The 19,271-nt window shown below is 59.9% G+C and carries 16 protein-coding genes; 11 read left to right on the forward strand and 5 right to left on the reverse strand.

What is annotated here, in order from left to right; genetic code table 11:
* Positions 1 to 94 precede the first annotated feature (94 nt).
* Together argJ and secA are read right to left on the reverse strand one after the other, a co-directional pair.
* Positions 95 to 1,312 carry a bifunctional glutamate N-acetyltransferase/amino-acid acetyltransferase ArgJ gene (argJ, locus tag KRR23_RS08090; RefSeq protein ID WP_216742055.1) on the reverse strand — a complete coding sequence of 406 codons (1,218 nt, stop codon included), beginning with the start codon at positions 1,310 to 1,312 and terminating at the stop codon, positions 95 to 97.
* 138 nt (positions 1,313 to 1,450) lie between these two features.
* The gene (secA, locus tag KRR23_RS08095; protein WP_216742056.1) at positions 1,451 to 4,186 is read right to left on the reverse strand and encodes a preprotein translocase subunit SecA; all 2,736 of its coding nucleotides are present in this window, start codon (positions 4,184 to 4,186) and stop codon (positions 1,451 to 1,453) included.
* A 306-nt stretch (positions 4,187 to 4,492) separates the two neighbouring features.
* On the opposite strand from secA, the gene KRR23_RS08100 reads away from it, so the two are divergent.
* From KRR23_RS08100 to KRR23_RS08120, 5 genes are all read left to right on the forward strand, one after another.
* Complete coding sequence (locus tag KRR23_RS08100) at positions 4,493 to 4,948, forward strand: DUF721 domain-containing protein (protein WP_103315022.1); 456 nt, start codon at positions 4,493 to 4,495, stop codon at positions 4,946 to 4,948.
* A 314-nt stretch (positions 4,949 to 5,262) separates the two neighbouring features.
* Complete coding sequence (locus tag KRR23_RS08105) at positions 5,263 to 7,152, forward strand: methyl-accepting chemotaxis protein (protein WP_216742057.1); 1,890 nt, start codon at positions 5,263 to 5,265, stop codon at positions 7,150 to 7,152.
* A 195-nt stretch (positions 7,153 to 7,347) separates the two neighbouring features.
* Entirely contained in the window at positions 7,348 to 8,436 is a 1,089-nt protein-coding gene (locus KRR23_RS08110; RefSeq protein ID WP_216742125.1) for a glycosyltransferase family 1 protein, read from the forward strand.
* A 4-nt stretch (positions 8,437 to 8,440) separates the two neighbouring features.
* Positions 8,441 to 9,205 carry a DUF2334 domain-containing protein gene (locus KRR23_RS08115; protein ID WP_253911965.1) on the forward strand — a complete coding sequence of 255 codons (765 nt, stop codon included), beginning with the start codon at positions 8,441 to 8,443 and terminating at the stop codon, positions 9,203 to 9,205.
* Positions 9,202 to 10,197 (forward strand): lysylphosphatidylglycerol synthase transmembrane domain-containing protein, encoded by a 996-nt coding sequence (locus KRR23_RS08120; RefSeq protein WP_216742059.1) that lies wholly within the window; start codon positions 9,202 to 9,204, stop codon positions 10,195 to 10,197. The genes KRR23_RS08115 and KRR23_RS08120 overlap by 4 nt, the downstream gene beginning before the upstream one ends.
* Here the strand turns inward: KRR23_RS08120 and KRR23_RS08125 are convergent.
* Positions 10,184 to 10,384 carry a hypothetical protein gene (locus KRR23_RS08125; RefSeq protein ID WP_216742060.1) on the reverse strand — a complete coding sequence of 67 codons (201 nt, stop codon included), beginning with the start codon at positions 10,382 to 10,384 and terminating at the stop codon, positions 10,184 to 10,186. The two genes, KRR23_RS08120 and KRR23_RS08125, sit on opposite strands and share 14 nt — an antisense overlap.
* An 81-nt stretch (positions 10,385 to 10,465) precedes the next feature.
* Positions 10,466 to 11,314 carry a formyltetrahydrofolate deformylase gene (gene purU / locus KRR23_RS08130; RefSeq protein ID WP_103315028.1) on the reverse strand — a complete coding sequence of 283 codons (849 nt, stop codon included), beginning with the start codon at positions 11,312 to 11,314 and terminating at the stop codon, positions 10,466 to 10,468.
* A gap of 340 nt (positions 11,315 to 11,654) precedes the next feature.
* Between purU and mvaT the strand changes: the two genes are divergently transcribed.
* Positions 11,655 to 12,029: a histone-like nucleoid-structuring protein MvaT gene (mvaT, locus tag KRR23_RS08135; RefSeq protein ID WP_005790963.1), complete on the forward strand. Its 375-nt coding sequence runs from the start codon at positions 11,655 to 11,657 to the stop codon at positions 12,027 to 12,029.
* Between the two features lie 100 nt (positions 12,030 to 12,129).
* Here the strand turns inward: mvaT and sbcB are convergent, their stop codons facing one another.
* Positions 12,130 to 13,557, reverse strand: coding sequence for an exodeoxyribonuclease I (gene sbcB, locus KRR23_RS08140; protein WP_216742061.1), 1,428 nt, complete (start codon positions 13,555 to 13,557; stop codon positions 12,130 to 12,132).
* A 174-nt stretch (positions 13,558 to 13,731) separates the two neighbouring features.
* Between sbcB and KRR23_RS08145 the strand changes: the two genes are divergently transcribed.
* Genes KRR23_RS08145 through KRR23_RS08165 form a run of 5 tightly spaced genes read left to right on the forward strand, consistent with a single transcriptional unit; the run spans position 13,732 to position 19,111 of the window.
* Positions 13,732 to 14,457 carry an RDD family protein gene (locus KRR23_RS08145; RefSeq protein WP_216742062.1) on the forward strand — a complete coding sequence of 242 codons (726 nt, stop codon included), beginning with the start codon at positions 13,732 to 13,734 and terminating at the stop codon, positions 14,455 to 14,457.
* Positions 14,454 to 15,434 carry a stage II sporulation protein M gene (locus KRR23_RS08150; protein WP_216742063.1) on the forward strand — a complete coding sequence of 327 codons (981 nt, stop codon included), beginning with the start codon at positions 14,454 to 14,456 and terminating at the stop codon, positions 15,432 to 15,434. The genes KRR23_RS08145 and KRR23_RS08150 overlap by 4 nt, the downstream gene beginning before the upstream one ends.
* Entirely contained in the window at positions 15,421 to 16,959 is a 1,539-nt protein-coding gene (locus tag KRR23_RS08155; protein ID WP_216742064.1) for a DUF4129 domain-containing protein, read from the forward strand. Before KRR23_RS08150 ends, KRR23_RS08155 begins: the two co-directional genes overlap by 14 nt.
* Positions 16,956 to 18,113 carry a DUF4350 domain-containing protein gene (locus KRR23_RS08160; protein WP_216742065.1) on the forward strand — a complete coding sequence of 386 codons (1,158 nt, stop codon included), beginning with the start codon at positions 16,956 to 16,958 and terminating at the stop codon, positions 18,111 to 18,113. The genes KRR23_RS08155 and KRR23_RS08160 overlap by 4 nt, the downstream gene beginning before the upstream one ends.
* Positions 18,110 to 19,111, forward strand: a complete 1,002-nt coding sequence (locus tag KRR23_RS08165; RefSeq protein ID WP_216742066.1) for a MoxR family ATPase — start codon at positions 18,110 to 18,112, stop codon at positions 19,109 to 19,111. Before KRR23_RS08160 ends, KRR23_RS08165 begins: the two co-directional genes overlap by 4 nt.
* Positions 19,112 to 19,271 lie beyond the last annotated feature (160 nt).

The following is a 19,271-nucleotide window of genomic DNA, read 5'->3' on the forward strand; positions in this document are numbered from 1 at the left end:
TCAGGCGCCTTTTGATGAGGGACAAGCGGGAGGCCTGCGGCCTCCATCGCGGGCAAGCCTTGCTCCTACAGAAGCATGACTTGCCCACCATGAATTATGTGCGGTATTCGGCGTTGATCTTCACGTATTCGTGGGACAGGTCGGTGGTCCAGATGGTTTCGCTGCAATCGCCGCGGCCCAGCTCGATACGAATGGTGATTTCTTCACGCTGCATCACCGCCGAGCCCTGGGCTTCGGTGTAAGTCGCGGCACGGGCACCGCGGCTGGCGATGCAGACTTCACCCAGGAACACGTCGATCTTGCTCACGTCCAGGTTCGGCACACCGGCACGGCCAACGGCCGCCAGGATGCGCCCCCAGTTGGGATCGGAAGCGAACAACGCGGTCTTGATCAATGGCGAATGCGCCACGGTGTAACCGACGTCCAGGCACTCCTGGTGAGTGCCGCCGCCGTTGACTTCAACGGTGACGAACTTGGTCGCGCCTTCGCCGTCGCGAACGATCGCCTGGGCGACGTCCATGCACACTTCAAACACTGCCTGCTTCAGCGCCGCGAACAGTGGACCACTGGCGGAGGTGATCTCCGGCAGCGCGGCTTTACCGGTGGCGATCAGCATGCAGCAATCGTTGGTCGAGGTGTCGCCGTCGATGGTGATGCGGTTGAACGACTTGTTGGCGCCGTCCAGCAGCAGGTTCTGCAACACCTCGCGGGAAACTTTGGCATCGGTGGCGATGTAACCGAGCATGGTCGCCATGTTCGGGCGAATCATGCCGGCGCCTTTGCTGATACCGGTGACGGTGATGGTCACGCCTTCATGCTGGAACTGCCGGCTCGCACCCTTTGGCAGGGTGTCGGTGGTCATGATCCCGGTGGCTGCAGCTTCCCAGTTATTCTCCGACAAGTCGTCGAGGGCAGCTTGCAGCGCGCCTTCGATCTTCTCGACCGGCAGCGGCTCACCGATCACGCCAGTGGAGTACGGCAGCACCAGGCTGGCGTCGACGCCGGTCAATTCAGCCAGCTTGGCGCAGGTGCGCTCGGCGGCAGCCAAACCAGGCTCACCGGTACCGGCGTTGGCATTGCCGGTGTTGGTCAACAAATAACGTACCGGGCCCTGCACACGTTGCTTGGCCAGAATCACTGGCGCAGCGCAAAAGGCGTTCAACGTGAACACACCGGCCACCGTGGAACCTTCAGCGCAGCGCATGACCACGACATCTTTGCGCCCGGGGCGCTTGATGCCAGCCGAAGCGATACCGAGTTCAAAACCGGCAACCGGGTGCAACGTTGGCAAAGGACCAAGACCAACAGCCATGAAAGCGCTCCTCTTAATGTAATGTCTGCACCGTCGTCGCCCTGTTCTTTTTAACCTGGCATCGGTGTTTTAAATGGTAAAACGCCGCGACGGCTGATGCCGGTCGCGGCGCGGGTATTTCAATGTCTGGCAGAAATCTTAGTTGATCTGGCCGTGACAGTGTTTGAACTTCTTGCCCGAACCGCAGTAGCACAGCTCATTGCGGCCCAGCTTCTGCTCGTTGCGCACCGGAGCGGCAGCGAGCGCCACATCGACCTCTTCACCCAACAATTCCGGTTGCTCGAGGCCTGGGGCTTCATCGTGCTGGAATTGCATGCGTGCGGCCAATGCCTCGGCTTCCTGACGCAGGCGTGCTTCTTCTTCGATCGGATCTTCGCGGCGAACCTGAACATGCGACAGCACACGAATCGAGTCGCGCTTGATCGAGTCCAGCAGTTCGGAGAACAGTGTGAACGACTCGCGCTTGTATTCCTGCTTCGGGTTCTTCTGCGCATAGCCACGCAAGTGGATGCCGTGACGCAAGTGGTCCATGGTCGACAGGTGGTCTTTCCACAGGTCGTCCAGAACGCGCAGCACGATTTGCTTCTCGAAGGTGCGCAGCGCTTCGGCGCTCGCCTGCTCTTCTTTCTCGTTGTATGCCGCCAGCAGCTCGTGCATCAGCTTCTCGCGCAGGGTTTCTTCGTACAGGTGATCGTCTTCGTCGAGCCATTGCTGGATCGGCAGTGTCACGCCGAAGTCGCTTTGCAGGGCAGCTTCCAGACCAGCGACGTCCCACTGCTCTGGCAACGATTGCGGCGGAATGTGCGCGCTGACCGTTGCGTTGAGCACGTCCTGACGGAAGTCGGCAATGGTTTCGCCGATGTTGTCCGCGGCCAGCAACGTGTTACGCATGTGATAGATCACTTTACGCTGTTCGTTGTTGACGTCGTCGAACTCGAGCAGTTGCTTGCGAATGTCGAAGTTACGACCTTCAACCTTGCGCTGAGCCTTTTCGATGGCGTTGGTCACCATGCGGTGCTCGATCGCTTCGCCAGGCTGCATGCCCAGGGCCTTCATGAAGTTCTTCACCCGGTCAGAGGCAAAGATGCGCATCAGGCTGTCTTCCAGCGACAGGTAGAAACGGCTGGAACCGGCGTCACCCTGACGACCGGCACGACCACGCAGCTGGTTGTCGATACGGCGCGATTCGTGACGCTCGGAGGCGATCACCTGCAAACCGCCCGACTCGAGCACTTGCTGGTGACGCTTCTGCCAGTCGGCCTTGATCTGGGCAATCTGCTCGGGCGTCGGATCCTCAAGGGAGGCGACTTCCACTTCCCAGTTACCGCCCAACAGGATGTCGGTACCACGACCGGCCATGTTGGTGGCGATGGTCAGTGCACCCGGACGACCGGCCTGAGCGATGATTTCAGCTTCTTTTTCGTGGAACTTGGCGTTCAGAACCTTGTGTTCGATGCCTTCCTTCACGAGCAGGCTGGACATGTGTTCGGACGTTTCGATGGTCGCGGTGCCCACCAGAACCGGACGGCCCTGAGCCATGCTTTCCTTGATGTCGGCAACGATGGCCGCGTACTTCTCGTCCGAGGTGAGGAACACCAGGTCGTTGTAGTCTTTACGCGCCAGCGGCTTGTTCGGTGGAATGACCATCACCGCCAGACCGTAGATCTGGTGGAACTCGAACGCTTCGGTGTCCGCCGTACCGGTCATGCCGGACAGCTTGCTGTAAAGACGGAAGTAGTTCTGGAACGTGGTCGACGCCAGGGTCTGGCTTTCGGCCTGGATGTTCAGGTTTTCCTTGGCTTCGATGGCCTGGTGCAGGCCTTCGGACAAACGGCGACCCGGCATGGTACGACCGGTGTGTTCGTCGACCAGTACGACCTGACCGTCCTGGACAATGTATTCAACGTTGCGCTGGAACAGTTTGTGCGCGCGCAGACCGGCATAAACGTGGGTCAGCAGGCCCAGGTTGTGCGCCGAGTACAGGCTCTCGCCTTCAGCCAGCAGGCCGATACCGGTCAGCACTTCTTCGATGTACTGGTGACCGGCTTCGTTGAGTTCAACCTGGCGGGTCTTCTCGTCGACGGTGTAGTGACCGGCCTTGGTGACTTCGCCTTCCACTTCTTCGATATGCAGCTCCAGTTGCGGGATCAGTTTGTTGATCTCGATATAGAGCTTGGAGCTGTCTTCGGCCTGACCGGAAATGATCAGCGGGGTACGGGCTTCGTCGATGAGGATCGAGTCGACTTCGTCGATCACGGCAAAATTGAGTTCACGCTGGAATTTTTCTTCCATGCTGAACGCCATGTTGTCGCGCAGGTAGTCGAAACCGAATTCGTTGTTGGTGCCGTAGGTAATGTCGGCGGCATAGGCCGCACGCTTCTCTTCCGGCGGCTGGAACGGCGTCACCACGCCGACGCTCAGGCCGAGGAATTCGTAGAGCGGACGCATCCAGTTGGCGTCACGACGAGCCAGGTAGTCGTTCACGGTAACAACGTGCACGCCCTTGCCGGACAGCGCGTTCAGGTAAACCGCCAGTGTCGCCACCAGGGTCTTGCCTTCACCGGTACGCATTTCGGCAATCATGCCTTCGTGCAAGGTCATGCCGCCAATCAACTGAACGTCGAAGTGGCGCATACCCATAACCCGCTTGCCGGCTTCACGGGCAACCGCGAAGGCTTCAGGCAGCAGTTTGTCGAGGCTTTCACCTTTGGCGATGCGGGCCTTGAACTCATCAGTCTTGGCGCGCAGCTGATCGTCCGAAAGGGCCACCATTTGCTCTTCGAAGGCATTGACGATCTGTACCGTCTTGAGCATGCGTTTGACTTCACGCTCGTTCTTGCTTCCAAAAAGTTTCTTTAACAAAGGCGCAAACATATCGGCAGGATCTTCCACACAAAGGGATGGAGGGCGGCCCCGTGAGTCGCCCGTGCAGCCCTCATGGCCGCATGCGAACGAGCATTCTACCCGGAAACGATGGTGAGGAAAGTGGCGTTGTTCCACGATGCATGCACAGCGCTGTTACGGGGCTCACTTAAAATAAGGGCATTTTGCTGAACTTCAAGCCATTCACGCCAGAAGTTACTCGTTGATTTAATGAGTAAAGCGCTCACAAAGCAATGGCTCAGGCGCATCAAGTGCTTTCTGCTACCATGGCGGCTCTGTTACTTCAGGTGCCCCCTCATGGCATTTCGCCCTCTTACGGCCAGAGCACCCGCCGTTCTGCTTCGCGAAGCCAAACCGTTAAAAGCCATTTTCGGCCACGCACAACGCCTGGGTCATTTACAGCGTTTGCTGGAAAGCCAGCTGCAGCCGGCCGCCCGTGAACATTGTCATGTGGCGTCGTGGCGCGAGGGCAGCCTGTTGCTGATCGTCACCGACGGTCATTGGGCAACCCGTCTGCGGTATCAGCAGAAGCGTCTGCAACGGCAATTACAGATGTTCGACGAGTTCGCCAGCCTGACGCGAATCCTGTTCAAGGTACAACCACCGACCGTGCAACAAGGCGCCGTCGGCCACACCATGGACCTGTCGAGCGATGCGGCGGCGACCATTCAGGCCACCGCCGACGGCATCAGCGATCCGAAATTGCGCGCAGCGCTGGAACGCCTGGCGGCGCACGCCAAACCGAAGACCTAGAAGCAAGATCAAAACATCGTCCGAATGCGGCCCGAACCTGCGGCCGCTCCTACACCATTGCATGCAAGCGGCAGCAGGCTGCGATCTTTCGCATTTTAGCGGCGCGATCGGCCGCCTGTCGCATCGCCGATTTCAAGCCCCTAAGTTTTAGTCCTGCGCAGCCGATAGATACAAGCAAGGGACCAGACTGAAAATCAGGTCCGATAATTCCGAAGGACAGACGGAAATATCAGCTTATGTGCGACAGCGCCTGGTTTGCGCGCTTTTCAAAGCAACACGCCCCAACAATAAGACATTAGCGGACACCCCAAGCCATGAACAAAAACCTGCGCTTCAGCCACAAAATCCTGCTTGCAGCCGCGCTCATCGTCATTGCCGCCTTCGCTTCGTTCACGCTGTACAACGACTATTTACAGCGCAATGCGATTCGCCAGGACCTGGACAATTACCTGCATGAGATGGGCGATGTCACGTCCTCCAATATCCAGTCCTGGCTCGCCGGGCGGATTCTCATGGTGGAAAACCTGGCCCAGAACATCGCTCTCAACCCCGAACACGGCAACGTTGCCAACCTGCTTGAGCAGAATGCCCTGGCGTCGACCTTCATGGCCCGGTACCTGGGCGATGCCAGCGGCACGTTCATCAACCGCCCGGACTCCAAGATGCCGGACGGCTACGACCCAAGGGTTCGCCCTTGGTACAAAGGCGCAGAAAACAGTAACGGCTCGACACTCACCGAACCGTATATCGATGCGGCAACCGGCCAGACCATCATCTCCATCGCCACCGCCTCGAAAAAAGCCGGGCAAAGCATTGGTGTGGTAGGTGGTGACCTGAGCCTGCAAACCCTGATCGACACCCTGACCGCGCGTGACTTTGGTGGCATGGGCTACGCCTTCCTGGTCAGCGCCGATGGCAATATCCTGGTTCACCCGGATAAAACCATGGTGATGAAGTCCCTCAGCGAGGCTTACCCGACGAACACCCCGCGTATCGGTGGCGGCATCACTGAAGTCGAGGTCAATGGCAAAACCCGCATCGTCACCTTCACCCCGATCAAAGGCCTGCCATCGGTCAACTGGTACGTCGGTCTGTCGGTGGACAAAGACAAAGCCTTCTCGATGCTCAGCAGCTTCCGCACCTCGGCCATCATTGCCACGATGATTGCCGTGGCAATCATCATCGCCTTGCTCGGCATGCTGATCCGTATCCTGATCCAGCCATTGCACGTCATGACCCGTGCGATGCAGGACATTGCCGACGGCGAAGGCGACCTGACCCGCCGCCTGACCATTCAGAGCCAGGACGAGTTCGGCATCCTGGGCAGCGCGTTCAACCGCTTCGTCGAGCGTATCCACGGCTCGATCCGCGAAGTGTCGTCGGCGACCGAGCACGTCAACGAAGTCGCTCTGCGAGTGGTCAGCGCATCGAACTCGTCGATGCTCAACTCCGACGAACAATCGAGCCGGACCAACAGTGTGGCGGCCGCGATCAATCAGCTGGGCGCTGCAGCTCAGGAAATCGCCCGTAACGCGGCGCAGGCCTCTCATCAGGCCAGCGATGCCCGCAGCCTGGCCGAAGACGGCCAGCAAGTGGTCGACCGCAGCATTGCGGCGATGAATCAGCTGTCGAGCATGCTCAGCGCCTCCAGCACCAACATCGAGTCGCTGAACAGCAAAACCGTGAACATCGGGCAGATTCTCGAAGTCATCACCAGCATCTCCCAGCAAACCAACCTGCTGGCACTCAACGCGGCGATTGAAGCCGCGCGGGCCGGTGAGGCTGGACGTGGTTTTGCGGTGGTCGCCGATGAAGTGCGCAACCTGGCGCACCGCACCCAGGAATCGGCACAGCAAGTGCAGACCATGATCGAGGAGCTGCAAATCGGCGCCCGCGAGTCGGTCAGCACCATGAGCGACAGCCAGCGTCACAGCCAGGACAGCGTAGAGATCGCCAACCTCGCCGGTGAACGCCTGAACAGCGTGACCTTGCGCATCGGCGAGATCGACGGCATGAACCAGTCGGTGGCCACCGCCACCGAAGAGCAAACCGCCGTGGTCGAGTCGATCAACGTCGACATCAGCGAAATCAACACGCTGAACCAGGAAGGCGTGGAAAACCTGCAATCGACACTGCGCGCCTGTTCCGACCTGGAGCAGCAAGCGGCGCGGTTGAAGCAGTTGGTCGGTAGTTTCAGAATCTGACGCACCCTTGAAGGCCCCATCGCGAGCAGCCGGTCGACGTTCCGTCTGCTCGCGATAGCGGCCTGTCAGCCACCACAACACCTCACTGACACCCCGCCACAAATCCCCAACCAAACATCTATTCTTCATAAGGGACAACCCTAAGGAGAACAACGGATAGAAGGGAGGGTTATCGTGCATATCGCTGACATCACCATGTTCTACGCACCGGCCAGCGGAGGCGTGCGTACTTATCTGGATGCCAAGCACCGCCGCCTGGGCCGCAAGCCGGGGATTCGTCACAGCTTGCTGGTCCCGGGAGCCCGCCTGAGCGAGCAGGACGGTGTTTACACGGTGCCCGCCCCGGCCCTGCCCTTCGGCAAAGGCTATCGCTTCCCGCTGCGACTGACGCCCTGGCGCAATGCCCTGCACGACCTGCAACCGGACCTGATAGAAGTCGGCGATCCTTACCTGACAGCCTGGGCAGCGCTGGATGCGCGGCGTGAACTGGATGTTCCAGTGATTGGCTTCTATCACTCCGACTTGCCGCTTTTGGCGAGCAACCGTGTGGGCAACTGGGTCACGCCCAATGTCGAAGCGTATATCCGCAAGCTGTACGGCAACTTTGACCGGGTGCTGACGCCGAGCCAGATCATGGCCGACAAGCTCATGGGGCTTGGGGTCAAAAACGTTTACGTCCAACCCTTGGGCGTGGACCTGCAAACCTTTCATCCAGACGCCCGTGCCCCGAATCTGCGGGCGAAGCTGAAGATCGCCGAAGACACTCGACTGCTGATTTTCGCCGGGCGAGGCTCCAAGGAGAAAAACATTCCCGTCCTGCTCAATTGCATGAAGCGTCTGGGAAACCGCTATCACTTGCTGCTGGTCGGCGCCTCGGTGTCGGCACAGGTACCGGATAACGTCACGCTGATCGATGAGTTCTGCCCCGCATCACAGGTGGCACGGCTGATGGCCAGCGCCGATGCCTTGCTGCACGCAGGCGATCAGGAAACCTTTGGTCTGGTCGTTCTCGAAGCCATGGCCTGCGGTATTCCAGTGGTCGCAGTGGCAGCGGGCGCCTTCACCGAAATCATCAATGAGCACTGCGGCATACTCTGCGCACCCAACAATCCAGTGGCGATGGCCAACGCTGTGCGCGAACTGTTTGCACAGCGTAACGATCTCGGTCGATACGCCCGCCGCCATGTCGAACAGCATTACGCCTGGGATTCAGTGGTCAACAGCCTGCTGGGTCACTATTACGCGGTCCTCGGCGCCCCTTTGCCGCAGCTGAGCAATGGCTGACGCCATGAACACGCCCAGCCTGCTACTGGTGCTGCATGACGTCACCCCGCAAAGCTGGGCCGACTATCAACCGTTTGTCGAAGCGGTGGACGCGCTCGGCGAGGTGCCGATGACGTGGCTGGTCGTTCCCGACTTTCACAAACACTACCACCTCGATAGCCATCCGGATTTTCGGCGCGTGCTGACCCGCCGCATCGAGCGCGGTGACGAACTGGCACTGCACGGTTACTACCATTGCGATGACAGCCCGCTAACGGCGCGCCCCCGTGACTGGTTCATGCGCCGGGTCTACACCCATGAAGGCGAGTTCTACAGCCTTTCGCAACCGGCTGCGCTCGCCCGCCTGCTCGCCGGGATCGAATTGTTCAGCCGTTACAACTGGCCACTGGAGGGCTTTGTGGCTCCGGCCTGGCTGATGAGCGAAGGCACGCGTCAAGCCCTGCGCCAGTTACCGCTGAGCTACACCAGTGATCCGCAGCATCTGTATCGCCTGCCGGACTTCTCCCGGGTCAACGCCCCAGGCCTGGTCTGGAGCGCGCGCAGTGCCTGGCGTCGTGGCGTGTCGAAACTAGTCAGCGCTCAACGCGAACTGCGCTGGCAGCACGCTCCGGTGATTCGCCTGGGCGTGCACCCGGTGGACATGCGCCATGAGTACTCCCGCACATACTGGCTGCACACCCTCGAACGCTTGCTCAATAACGGCCGAGTGCCAATGACCAAGGCCCAGTGGCTGCGCACGCAAAGCGCTCAGGTCAGTAGCGCCGCATGAGTCGTGTCCTGTGGCTGGTCGCCGCCCTGCTTTGCGCGGTGCTGATCCCGCTATTGCTCGGCGCCAATGAACTATGGCCACGACTGCAGCACTTCCCGCTGACATTGTTGCTGACGATGCCGGGCATGATCCTGCTCTGCTGGTTCACCAACTCATTGCGCTTGCACTTGTTGCTGGGTGAACAGCGCAGCCGGATAGGCCGCCTGAAATGCCTTGGGGTGGTGATGTCCACCGAGTTCGCGATTTGCGCGACCCCGGGCGGCGGCGGTGGACCGCTGACACTGATGGCCCTGCTGGCCCGCAATGGCGTGCGCCCGGCCCATGGCAGTGCGGTGTTTGCCATGGATCAGTTGAACGATTTGCTGTTCTTTCTCTGCGCGCTGATCGCCATCGTGGTGTATGCGCTGTTTCAGCACCTGAGCCAGAACCTGGAGTGGATGCTGACAGTCAGCGCCATTTCGATGCTCGGCGGCCTGTTCAGTTGCGTGTTGGTGGCACGCTACCATCGCCTGCTGATTCGCCTCAGCGGTCGCGTGCTCAAGCACTTCAAGCTCAACGCTGCCACCCGGCGCCGTTGGGCACGCAAACTGCTGCACTTTCTTGCGGCCTTCACGGACACACTCAAGTTGCCTGCACACACACTGATCAGCGTATTTGCGCTGACCTGCGTGCACTGGTTACTGCGCTATAGCGTGTTGTATCTGGCCTTGCGGGGGCTGGGCACGGATCTTCAGTGGGCCTGGAGCTTTTTGATCCAGATGCTGTCACTCAGCGCCGGGCAGTTCAGCCTGTTACCGGGCGGTGCCGGCGCGGCGGAATTGACGTCGGCAGCGCTGTTGGCGCCCATGGTGGGAAAATCGACGGCGGCGGCAGCGATTCTGATCTGGCGAGCGGTGACCTATTACTTCTACTTGCTGGCCGGCGCACCGGTGTTCCTGGTGATGGCCGGCAAGCCACTGCTGAACAAGCTGATGAAGATCAAACAGGCTTAGGGGCAATCTTTTCAGGATCCACCGTTTCATCACCAACGTCTGGCTTCAACTGCTCCCACAATTGCGCGGCGCCGGGAAACTCCGTGCCGTCTTCAGGGCTCAGCTCATCCGGGTCATACCGACTCAGACACCCCTCGCCCAATGTCGCGGGGGCTTTGGATGTTGCCTTATCCAGTGGATCAGCCATCTCCCGTACCTCACGCTGAAAAAAAGGGCCTGAAGCGATTGAACGCCCAGGCCCTGTTTTTTTTCAATCAGCACTGATCAATCAGAACACCACGGTCTTGTTGCCATGCACCAGCACGCGGTCTTCCAGGTGATAGCGCAGACCGCGGGCCAGCACCATCTTCTCGACGTCACGGCCGAAACGCACCATGTCTTCAATACTGTCGCTGTGGCTGACGCGCACCACGTCCTGCTCGATGATCGGACCGGCGTCCAGTTCTTCGGTCACGTAGTGGCAGGTCGCGCCGATCAGCTTCACGCCACGCATCGACGCCTGGTGGTACGGCTTGGCACCGACGAACGATGGCAAGAAGCTGTGGTGAATGTTGATGACCTTGTGAGCGTACTCGGTGCACAGCTCCGGCGGCAGGATTTGCATGTAACGCGCCAGCACCACCACTTCGGCGTCGTGCTGTTTGACCAGGCGCGAAACGTCGGCAAATGCCGGCTCTTTGTTCTGCGGGTCCACCGGCACATGGTAGTAAGGAATGCCATGCCACTCGACCATGCTGCGCAGGTCGTCATGGTTGGAAATCACGCAGGAAATTTCGCAGTCCAGCTCGTCGCTGTGCCAGCGGTGCAACAAGTCAGCCAGGCAGTGGGATTCGCGGCTGGCCATCAGCACCACGCGTTTTTTCTGCGCGGTGTCGGTGATACGCCAGTCCATCGAAAACTCTTCGGCGATCGGTGCAAAGGCCTCACGAAACGCCTCAAGGCCGAACGGCAGCGAATCGGCACGAATTTCGTGACGCATGAAGAACCAGCCACTGAGCGTGTCCGAGTGATGGCTCGCTTCAGTGATCCAGCCATTGTGTGACGCCAGAAAGTTACTGACTTTAGCAACGATACCGACGCGGTCCGGGCAAGCAATCACTAGCCGAAAAGTGCGCATGGGGGAAAAACTCCAGAACTTCGCAAAGGCCGCTATTCTAGCGATTACGCAGCAAAACTGCAGTACTCCTGACACCAAGCCCAGTAATGCATTGCCTCGCCCCACCGACTGGCGGCCTCTGAACGCTCAACAATGTTCTATTGGCGAAATACGCAAGCGGGCTTTTGTGAGTATCTGTGATGAAAGCCTGACAAGTTTTAACAGCGGCGTGAGGCTTTTTTCGCTGAACACTCTAATTAAATTAAATAAAAGCCGGCTTAAATGTTTACTTGATGAAACACCCTGACTATTATTGCGCCACTGTACCCTGTCATCCAGCGCCCAACATAAGGTAGTCCTCATGTCCTTGATCAACGAATACCGTGCCACCGAAGAAGCTATCAAAGAGCTGCAAGCCCGTTTGAAGAACCTGTCCCAAGACGACAAACTGCAAACCGAGCTGGAATTCGAAGGCAAACTGCGTACCCTGATGGGCGAATACTCCAAGTCCCTGCGCGACATCATCGCCCTGCTGGATCCAGAGTCCAAAGTTAAAGCGCCACGCGGTGCTGTAAAAACTACCGGCACCAAGCGCGCTCGCAAGGTTAAACAATACAAAAACCCGCACAACGGCGAAGTCATCGAAACCAAAGGTGGCAACCACAAGACGCTGAAAGAGTGGAAAGCCAAGTGGGGCGGTGACGTGGTTGAAGGCTGGGCTACCCTGCTGGGCTAAGCCGCAACCCGCTTCGCAGGTTCATTTGCGAACACCAGAAAACGCCAGCATCCGCTGGCGTTTTTTTATGCCCCGCTTTCAGGTATTTGTACAGATTGTTTCAAAGCTCCAAACGCTTGCGTAATGAGTCGACATACTCGCGCCACTCGTCCAGTACCTGTTGCTGAATCGCTGTAGCACTAAGCGAGCATTGCGTCATTGCCTCATTAAACCCCTGCAAGGTATTGGGCGCTCCCCATCCGGCGTCTGACAAACGTTGCTGACAGAATAATCTCCAGCGCTCGTGCTCCTCGTGACTCAAGGTCTCGGGAAAGTTACGGGCACGATAACGAAATAATAATTCCGGCAAACGTTCATCATCGAACGGCCATTGCTCTTGCGCTAATTGCATCGGGTCCGCATTTCGGACTTGTTCGCATAAACGCCGGTCCCGATCGCCAATGAAGCCGTCGTATAACTGTTGTTCAGGGTCCTCGCTCGGCGTGAAATCCTCGCGGGCATAAATGGCCAGAACTTTATCTCGCCATACTTCTTGTGCGTCACTTAGACGCAGTGCGCGCGCTTCATACTGCGCCATGTCCAGTTGCAATCGTTGCCGGTCTTCGGCGCGCAACACCGACAACGGTGCCACCACCGGGCAACGGTTGATGTGAATCAGTTTGAGCGGCACCGGTAATTCGCCTTCGAGCAAATCGTCACGACGGGTGTACAAACGCTGACGCAAGGTCTCGGCGTCCTGGTCGAGTAGCCCCTGCGGGTCGAGATGCAGGTCGCAGACAATCAGTGCATTGCGATTGCGCGGGTGCCAGGCCAACGGCAAGACCACCCCGACATAGCTGCGGGCTGCCGAGAAGCGCCCCGAGATATGCACCATCGGTTGCAACAGACGGATCTGATCCATGACCTTCTGCTTGCTGCGCAGCTTGAACAGCCAGTCGTAGAGTTTTGGCTGCTTGTCGCGGATCAACCGCGCCAAGGCAATAGTCGCGCGCACATCGGACAACGCATCGTGAGCCTGACCATGATCGAGGCCATTGGCAGCAGTCAGGCGTTCGAGTTTCAACGTGACGCGACCTTCCTCTTCAGGCCAGACGATACCGTCCGGGCGCAGCGCATACGCCGCACGCACCACATCGATCAGATCCCAGCGACTGTTGCCGCCCTGCCACTCCCGCGCATACGGATCAAAGAAATTCCGGTACAGGCTGTAACGGGTCATTTCATCATCGAAGCGCAAGGTGTTGTAACCGGCACCACAGGTTCCGGGGGCTGCGAGCTGCGCATGAACCCGGGTCATGAAGTCGGCCTCGCTCAGGCCTTGCTCGGCCAGGCGGCCGGGGGTGATGCCGGTAATCACGCATGCCGCCGGGTGAGGCAGGATGTCGTCACTCGGCTGGCAGTAGAGGTTGACCGGCTCGTCGATCTCGTTGAGGTCGAGGTCGGTGCGAATCCCGGCCATTTGCAGCGGACGGTCGCAGCGCGGTGAGATGCCAGTGGTTTCGTAGTCGTACCAGAAGATGGAGGTCACGGGGCGTTCCTGAACTTGAGACGGGCGAAGTCTAGGCGCTCAAGCGCGGCGCCGACCAGCAATCTTGCTATTCAAGCATTTCTGGTTGATACCTTGTCATACATAGTTATGTCGTTAGCACGACGAAGGCTGCTAGCATCGAATCGTTATTGAATCCCAACCATCAGGTTGATCATGCGCAAGACTTCAGCACCGCCAAGGAAAGCAACGCTGCCCCCGCCACTGGACACGCGGCATCAGGTTGAAACGCCGGAAGGCATCGATCTGCCGCTGCGACCTGCCGGGTTGATGCCCCGTGTACTGGCGTTTGCCATCGACCTGGGGCTGCGCGGGCTGGTGCTGGGCTTGCTGTTTATTGTCCTGGCCTTGCTGGGGAGCGTCGGCATCGGGCTGGGCTCGGTGCTGCTGTTTCTGGTCAGTTGGTGGTACATGGTGCTGTTCGAGGTCCTCAACCAGGGCCGCTCGCCCGGTAAACAGCTGATGGGGCTGCGCGTCGTGCATGACGATGGAACGCCCGTTGGCTGGCCAGCCTCGCTGATCCGCAACCTGTTACGGTTCGTCGACATGCTGCCGTTCGGCTACAGCCTTGGCGCCATCAGTTGCCTGCAGCATCCGACCTTCAAACGACTGGGCGATATTGCGGCCGGCACACTGGTGATCTACCGCGAACAAGCGGCCACCCGACCACAGATTCCGCAAGCCCTGGCACTGCACCCGCCCTTTGCGCTGACCCTCAATGAGCAACGCGCGGTGCTGGGTTTCGCCGAGCGTCAGACGGAGCTCTCCAGTGAACGGGTCAATGAGCTGGCCGCCATCCTCGCCGAACCGCTCCATGTCTCACCGCCCCACGCAGTCGCCAAACTCAATGGCATCGCCCGCAGTTTGCTGGGGCCGGCATGAAACAGGGCCTTTTCGAAAATTGCCATCGAGCCGAATGGGATCAATTTTCCCAACGGCTCGATTTGCTTGAGCGTGGCAAAGCCGACGCCAATGACGGCACCTCGTTCCCCAAGGATTACCGACGGCTGTGCCAGCACCTCGCGCTGGCACAGGAGCGCGGCTACAGCAGCTACCTGATCGACCCCTTGCAACAGCTGGTACTGCGCGGGCACCAACAGCTTTACCGGCATCGCGGTCGGGTCGGCGCCCATCTGCTGGCCTTTGTCCTCGCCGGTTTCCCGCGACTGGTTCGTGAGCAATGGCCTTTCGTGCTGGTCTCAAGCCTGCTGTTTTTCGGTTCGCTGATGGGCATCGGTGTGCTGGTGTACCTGTTTCCCGAGCTGGTTTACAGCCTGGTCCCGGCCGGACAGGTGTCCGAGATGCAAAGCATGTACGACCCGGCAGCCGGTCACTTGGGGCGCCTGGGTGAACGCGCCGCCAGCGACGACTGGGTCATGTTCGGTTACTACATCATGCACAACATCGGCATCGCCTTTCAGACCTATGCCAGCGGATTGCTGTTTGGCCTGGGCAGCGTGTTTTTCCTGTTCTTCAACGGTTTGATGATCGGTGCGGTCGCGGGTCACCTGACGCACATCGGCTACGGGGAAAACTTCTGGTCGTTCGTCATCGGCCATGGTGTCTTCGAACTCAGCGCCATCGCCCTGGCCGGTGCGGCTGGCCTGCAACTGGGCTGGGCGCTGATCGCCCCCGGGCGCTTGCCACGCAGTGAAGCGCTGCGCCTGGCGGCGCATAAAAGTGTCTTGATGATCTGCGGCGTGATGCTGTTTCTGCTGCTTGCCGCGTTTATCGAAGCCTATTGGTCATCCCGCACCGGGCTTGCCCCGTTGATCAAATACCTGGTGGGCGCAGCCCTCTGGTTAGTGATGGCGACTTACCTGATCGTTGCCGGACGTACACGCCATGCGCCTGAGTGACGCCAGCGTGGTCATTCGCCCTCGTACCACCTGGGAAGCCATGGACCTCGGCGTCCTGCTGAACCAGCAACATCGCCGCCTGCTGATGACCAGTTGGGCAATCGTCACGCTGCCGGTGTTTGCCCTGCTGACCCTACTGCTGTGGGACTCGCCCTCAATGGCCGTGCTGCTGTTCTGGTGGTTGAAACCGGCGTTCGAACGGTTGCCGCTGTACATCCTCTCCAGCACCCTGTTCGACGAAACCCCGACCTTGAGGCAGGCGTTGCGCCAATGGCCGCGACTGCTCAAACCGCAGTTGCTGGCCAGCCTGACATGGCGGCGCTTTGGCCTGAGTCGCAGCTTCATCATGCCGGTCGTGCAACTTGAAGAGCTCAGCGGTCTGGCACGCCAGCAGCGCCTGGCCGTGCTGCAACAACGCGATCGCGGCGCAGCACGCTGGCTGACGCTGATTGGCGCGCATCTGGAAGCCGCCCTGTGGATCGGCCTGATGGTGCTGTTCTATTTTTTGCTGCCAGCGCAAATCGAACTGAACTGGGACTGGCAAACGCTGATCGCTACCCCTGAACAGGACTGGCTCTGGCTGGACCACCTGATCAATGCGCTTTACGCGCTGATCCTGATCATCTGGGAACCGATCTACGTCGCCTGTGGTTTCAGTTTGTACCTGAACCGTCGTACCCGACTCGAAGCCTGGGATATCGAACTGGTGTTCCGCCGTCTGCGCCAGCGCCTGAGCAGCGTCGCTGCCTGCCTGCTGATGCTCGGGCTACTGTGGTTGCCCGCCACGCAGCCACTCTGGGCCGCCGAACCCGCCAACGCCCCCGACAGCCCGCGCCTGCTCCAGCAACCGCTGACCAGCCAGGCCGCCAGCAACAGCATCAAGGCCATACTCGACACGCCACCGTTCAAGAATCCGCAGACCGTCACCCACTATCGCTTTGGTAAAGAAACGCCCGATCAACCTGCCGACACGCAAACACCGGGTTGGCTCAAAGCGTTTTTTGCACTGCTCGACAGCCAGCGCTTCGCCGGTCTGGCTCAGGTCATCGAGGTGCTGCTGTGGGCGAGTGTCATCGGCGCCATCGCGTTGCTGATCTGGCGTTACCGCGACTGGCTAAGGACCTTTGTCAGCCACCGTCCAAAACTGCGCCAAACGCCCGCGCACCCGGCGCCGGCCCAGCTGTTCGGCCTTGATCTCGATCGGGAAACCCTGCCGGACGATATCGCCGCCAGCGTCGAAAGCCTCTGGTCGACCCAGCCCCGCGAAGCCCTCGGCTTGCTCTATCGGGCCTTGCTCAGCCGTTTGCTGCACGACTTCAACCTCCCGCTGAAAAGCGCCGACACCGAGGGTCAGGTGCTGGAACGGGTCCAACAACTACAAGAACCGGCTCTGCATACCTTCAGCAGCACGTTGACAGTGCACTGGCAGAACATGGCCTATGGGCATCGCTTGCCACCGGCACATCTGCAACAGGAACTGTGTGATGGCTGGCGGGCGTTGTTCGGCCCGGGAGCTTCGCGTTGAATCGGCGCCTGATCCCTGGCCTGCTGATTGCCGGGCTGCTCGCTGCATTGGCTGTTTATCTGTACCAGCAGGCCGCGCCCTATCAGGAAGTCATCGACCACGGCCCTTCCCCCGAAGCCCGGGCCAACCCGTATCTGGCGGCCGAACACTTTTTGCGTCAACAAGGGCTGACCGTGACTCACGCCAACAGCCTCGACATCCTGCCGTATCTGGAACCGCATCAACAGAGCCTGTTACTGCTCGGTGATCGCGCCAACATGACCCCGCGCCAGGCCGATCAGTTGCTGAACTGGACCCGTGCCGGTGGACGTCTGCTGTTTGTGGCCGAAGCCTTGTGGAATGAAAAAACCGGCAAGAGCGGCGACCTGCTGCTCGACCGGGTGCAACTGCATCAATCCATGAGCAAGGATCTCGGCAACCCACCACCCGATGCCGAAGCAGACCCTTACCCGAACCTGACCAAACTCTATCTCGAAGACGAAGACGCTCCGGCCTACGCCAGCTTCGATCTGCAGTTCCATCTTGAAGACCCAAAAAACCTCGCGCAGTCCTGGGCCAACAGCGCGCTGGCCACTCACATGATGCAACTCAGTTATGGCCGGGGTTCCATCACGGTGGTCACCGACGCCGAATTGTGGAAGAACCCGAACATCGGCCGATACGACAATGCCTGGCTGCTCTGGTACCTGCATTCGGACACGGGCGTGACCCTGCTCTTCACGATTGATCACGAGAACCTGCTGACCTTGCTGCTGCGTTATTTCCCGCAGGCACTGGTGGCGCTCGTCGCGTTGATCGGCCTGTGGATCTGGCAAGCCGGGTTACGTCAGGGGCCCATGCAGGCTCCAGCCCCCAAAGCCCGTCGGCAACTTCAGGAGCACTTGCGTGCCAGTGCAGACTTCATGCTGCGGCGCAACGGTCAGCACAGCCTGCTACTGGCTCTGCAACACGATGTGCTGCGCCGCGCCCGACACCGTCACCCAGGCTTCGAACAACTCGGCGTTGCCGAACAATGGCAGGTGCTCGCGCGCCTGACCGGCCAACCGACCCGCGCCATCAGCCAGGCACTCAGCCCACGGCCCGAACAGCGGCACTCCAGCGCTGAGTTCAGCCGTCAGGTCGCCCACCTGCAAACCCTCAGGAATGCCTTATGAATGACTCCACCGAACCTGCCGGCCTGACCCATGCCGCCCAACAACGCCAGCGCGCCAGCCAACTGGCGCAAGCGGTGCGCCTTGAATTGCAAAAGGTCGTCATCGGCCAGGACACGGTAATTGACGATGTGCTCAGCGCACTGATTGCTGGCGGACATGTGCTGCTCGAAGGCGTTCCGGGGTTGGGCAAGACCTTGCTGGTACGCGCCCTCGCCCGCTGCTTCGGAGGCGAGTTTGCGCGCATTCAGTTCACTCCGGACCTGATGCCCAGCGACGTCACCGGGCACGCGGTGTACGACCTGCAAACCGAGCAGTTCAAACTGCGTAAAGGCCCATTGTTCACCAACCTGCTGCTGGCCGACGAAATCAACCGCGCACCGGCGAAAACCCAGGCTGCGCTGCTCGAAGCCATGCAGGAACGCCAGGTCACCCTTGAAGGACGCGCCCTGCCGATTGCACAACCGTTCATGGTGCTGGCGACGCAAAACCCCATCGAACAGGAAGGCACTTACCCCCTGCCCGAAGCGGAACTCGACCGTTTCATGCTCAAGGTGCGCATGGACTATCCAGACGCCGATCAGGAACTGAACATGGTCCGCCAGGTCAGCCGCTCGACCCGCGCCGACATGCTCGATGTGCAACCGCTGCGCACCGTCCTGCAAGCCAAGGATGTACTGGCCCTGCAACGGATCGCCAGCGACCTGCCGCTGGATGAACAGGTGCTGGACTATGCCGTGCGCCTGGCGCGCACCACCCGTAACTGGCCCGGCCTGACCCTCGGTGCCGGCCCACGGGCGACGATTGCCCTGGTGCGGGTCGCACGGGCACGGGCGCTGCTGCGCGGTGGCGAGTTCGTGATTCCGGATGACATCAAAGGCTGCGCACTGGCCGTGTTGCGCCATCGCGTGCGCATCGCCCCGGAGCTGGACATCGAAGGGCTGGAAGTCGACCAGGTGCTCAGGCAGTTGCTCGATCAGGTACCGGCGCCAAGAGCGTGAGCAACGCCCTCCTGCCGACGGGCTCCCCTGTGGCGAGGGGGCTTGCCCCCGTTGGGCTGCGAAGCGGCCCCAAAACAGGCCATCGAGTAATGTCAGGTAATACGCGTCTCTCGGTTTTACGACTGCTTCGCAGCCGAGCGCGGGCAAGCCCGCTCGCCAC

The organism is Pseudomonas sp. CVAP#3 (assembly GCF_018986375.1).
GTDB classification, from domain to species: Bacteria; Pseudomonadota; Gammaproteobacteria; order Pseudomonadales; family Pseudomonadaceae; genus Aquipseudomonas; species Aquipseudomonas helvetica.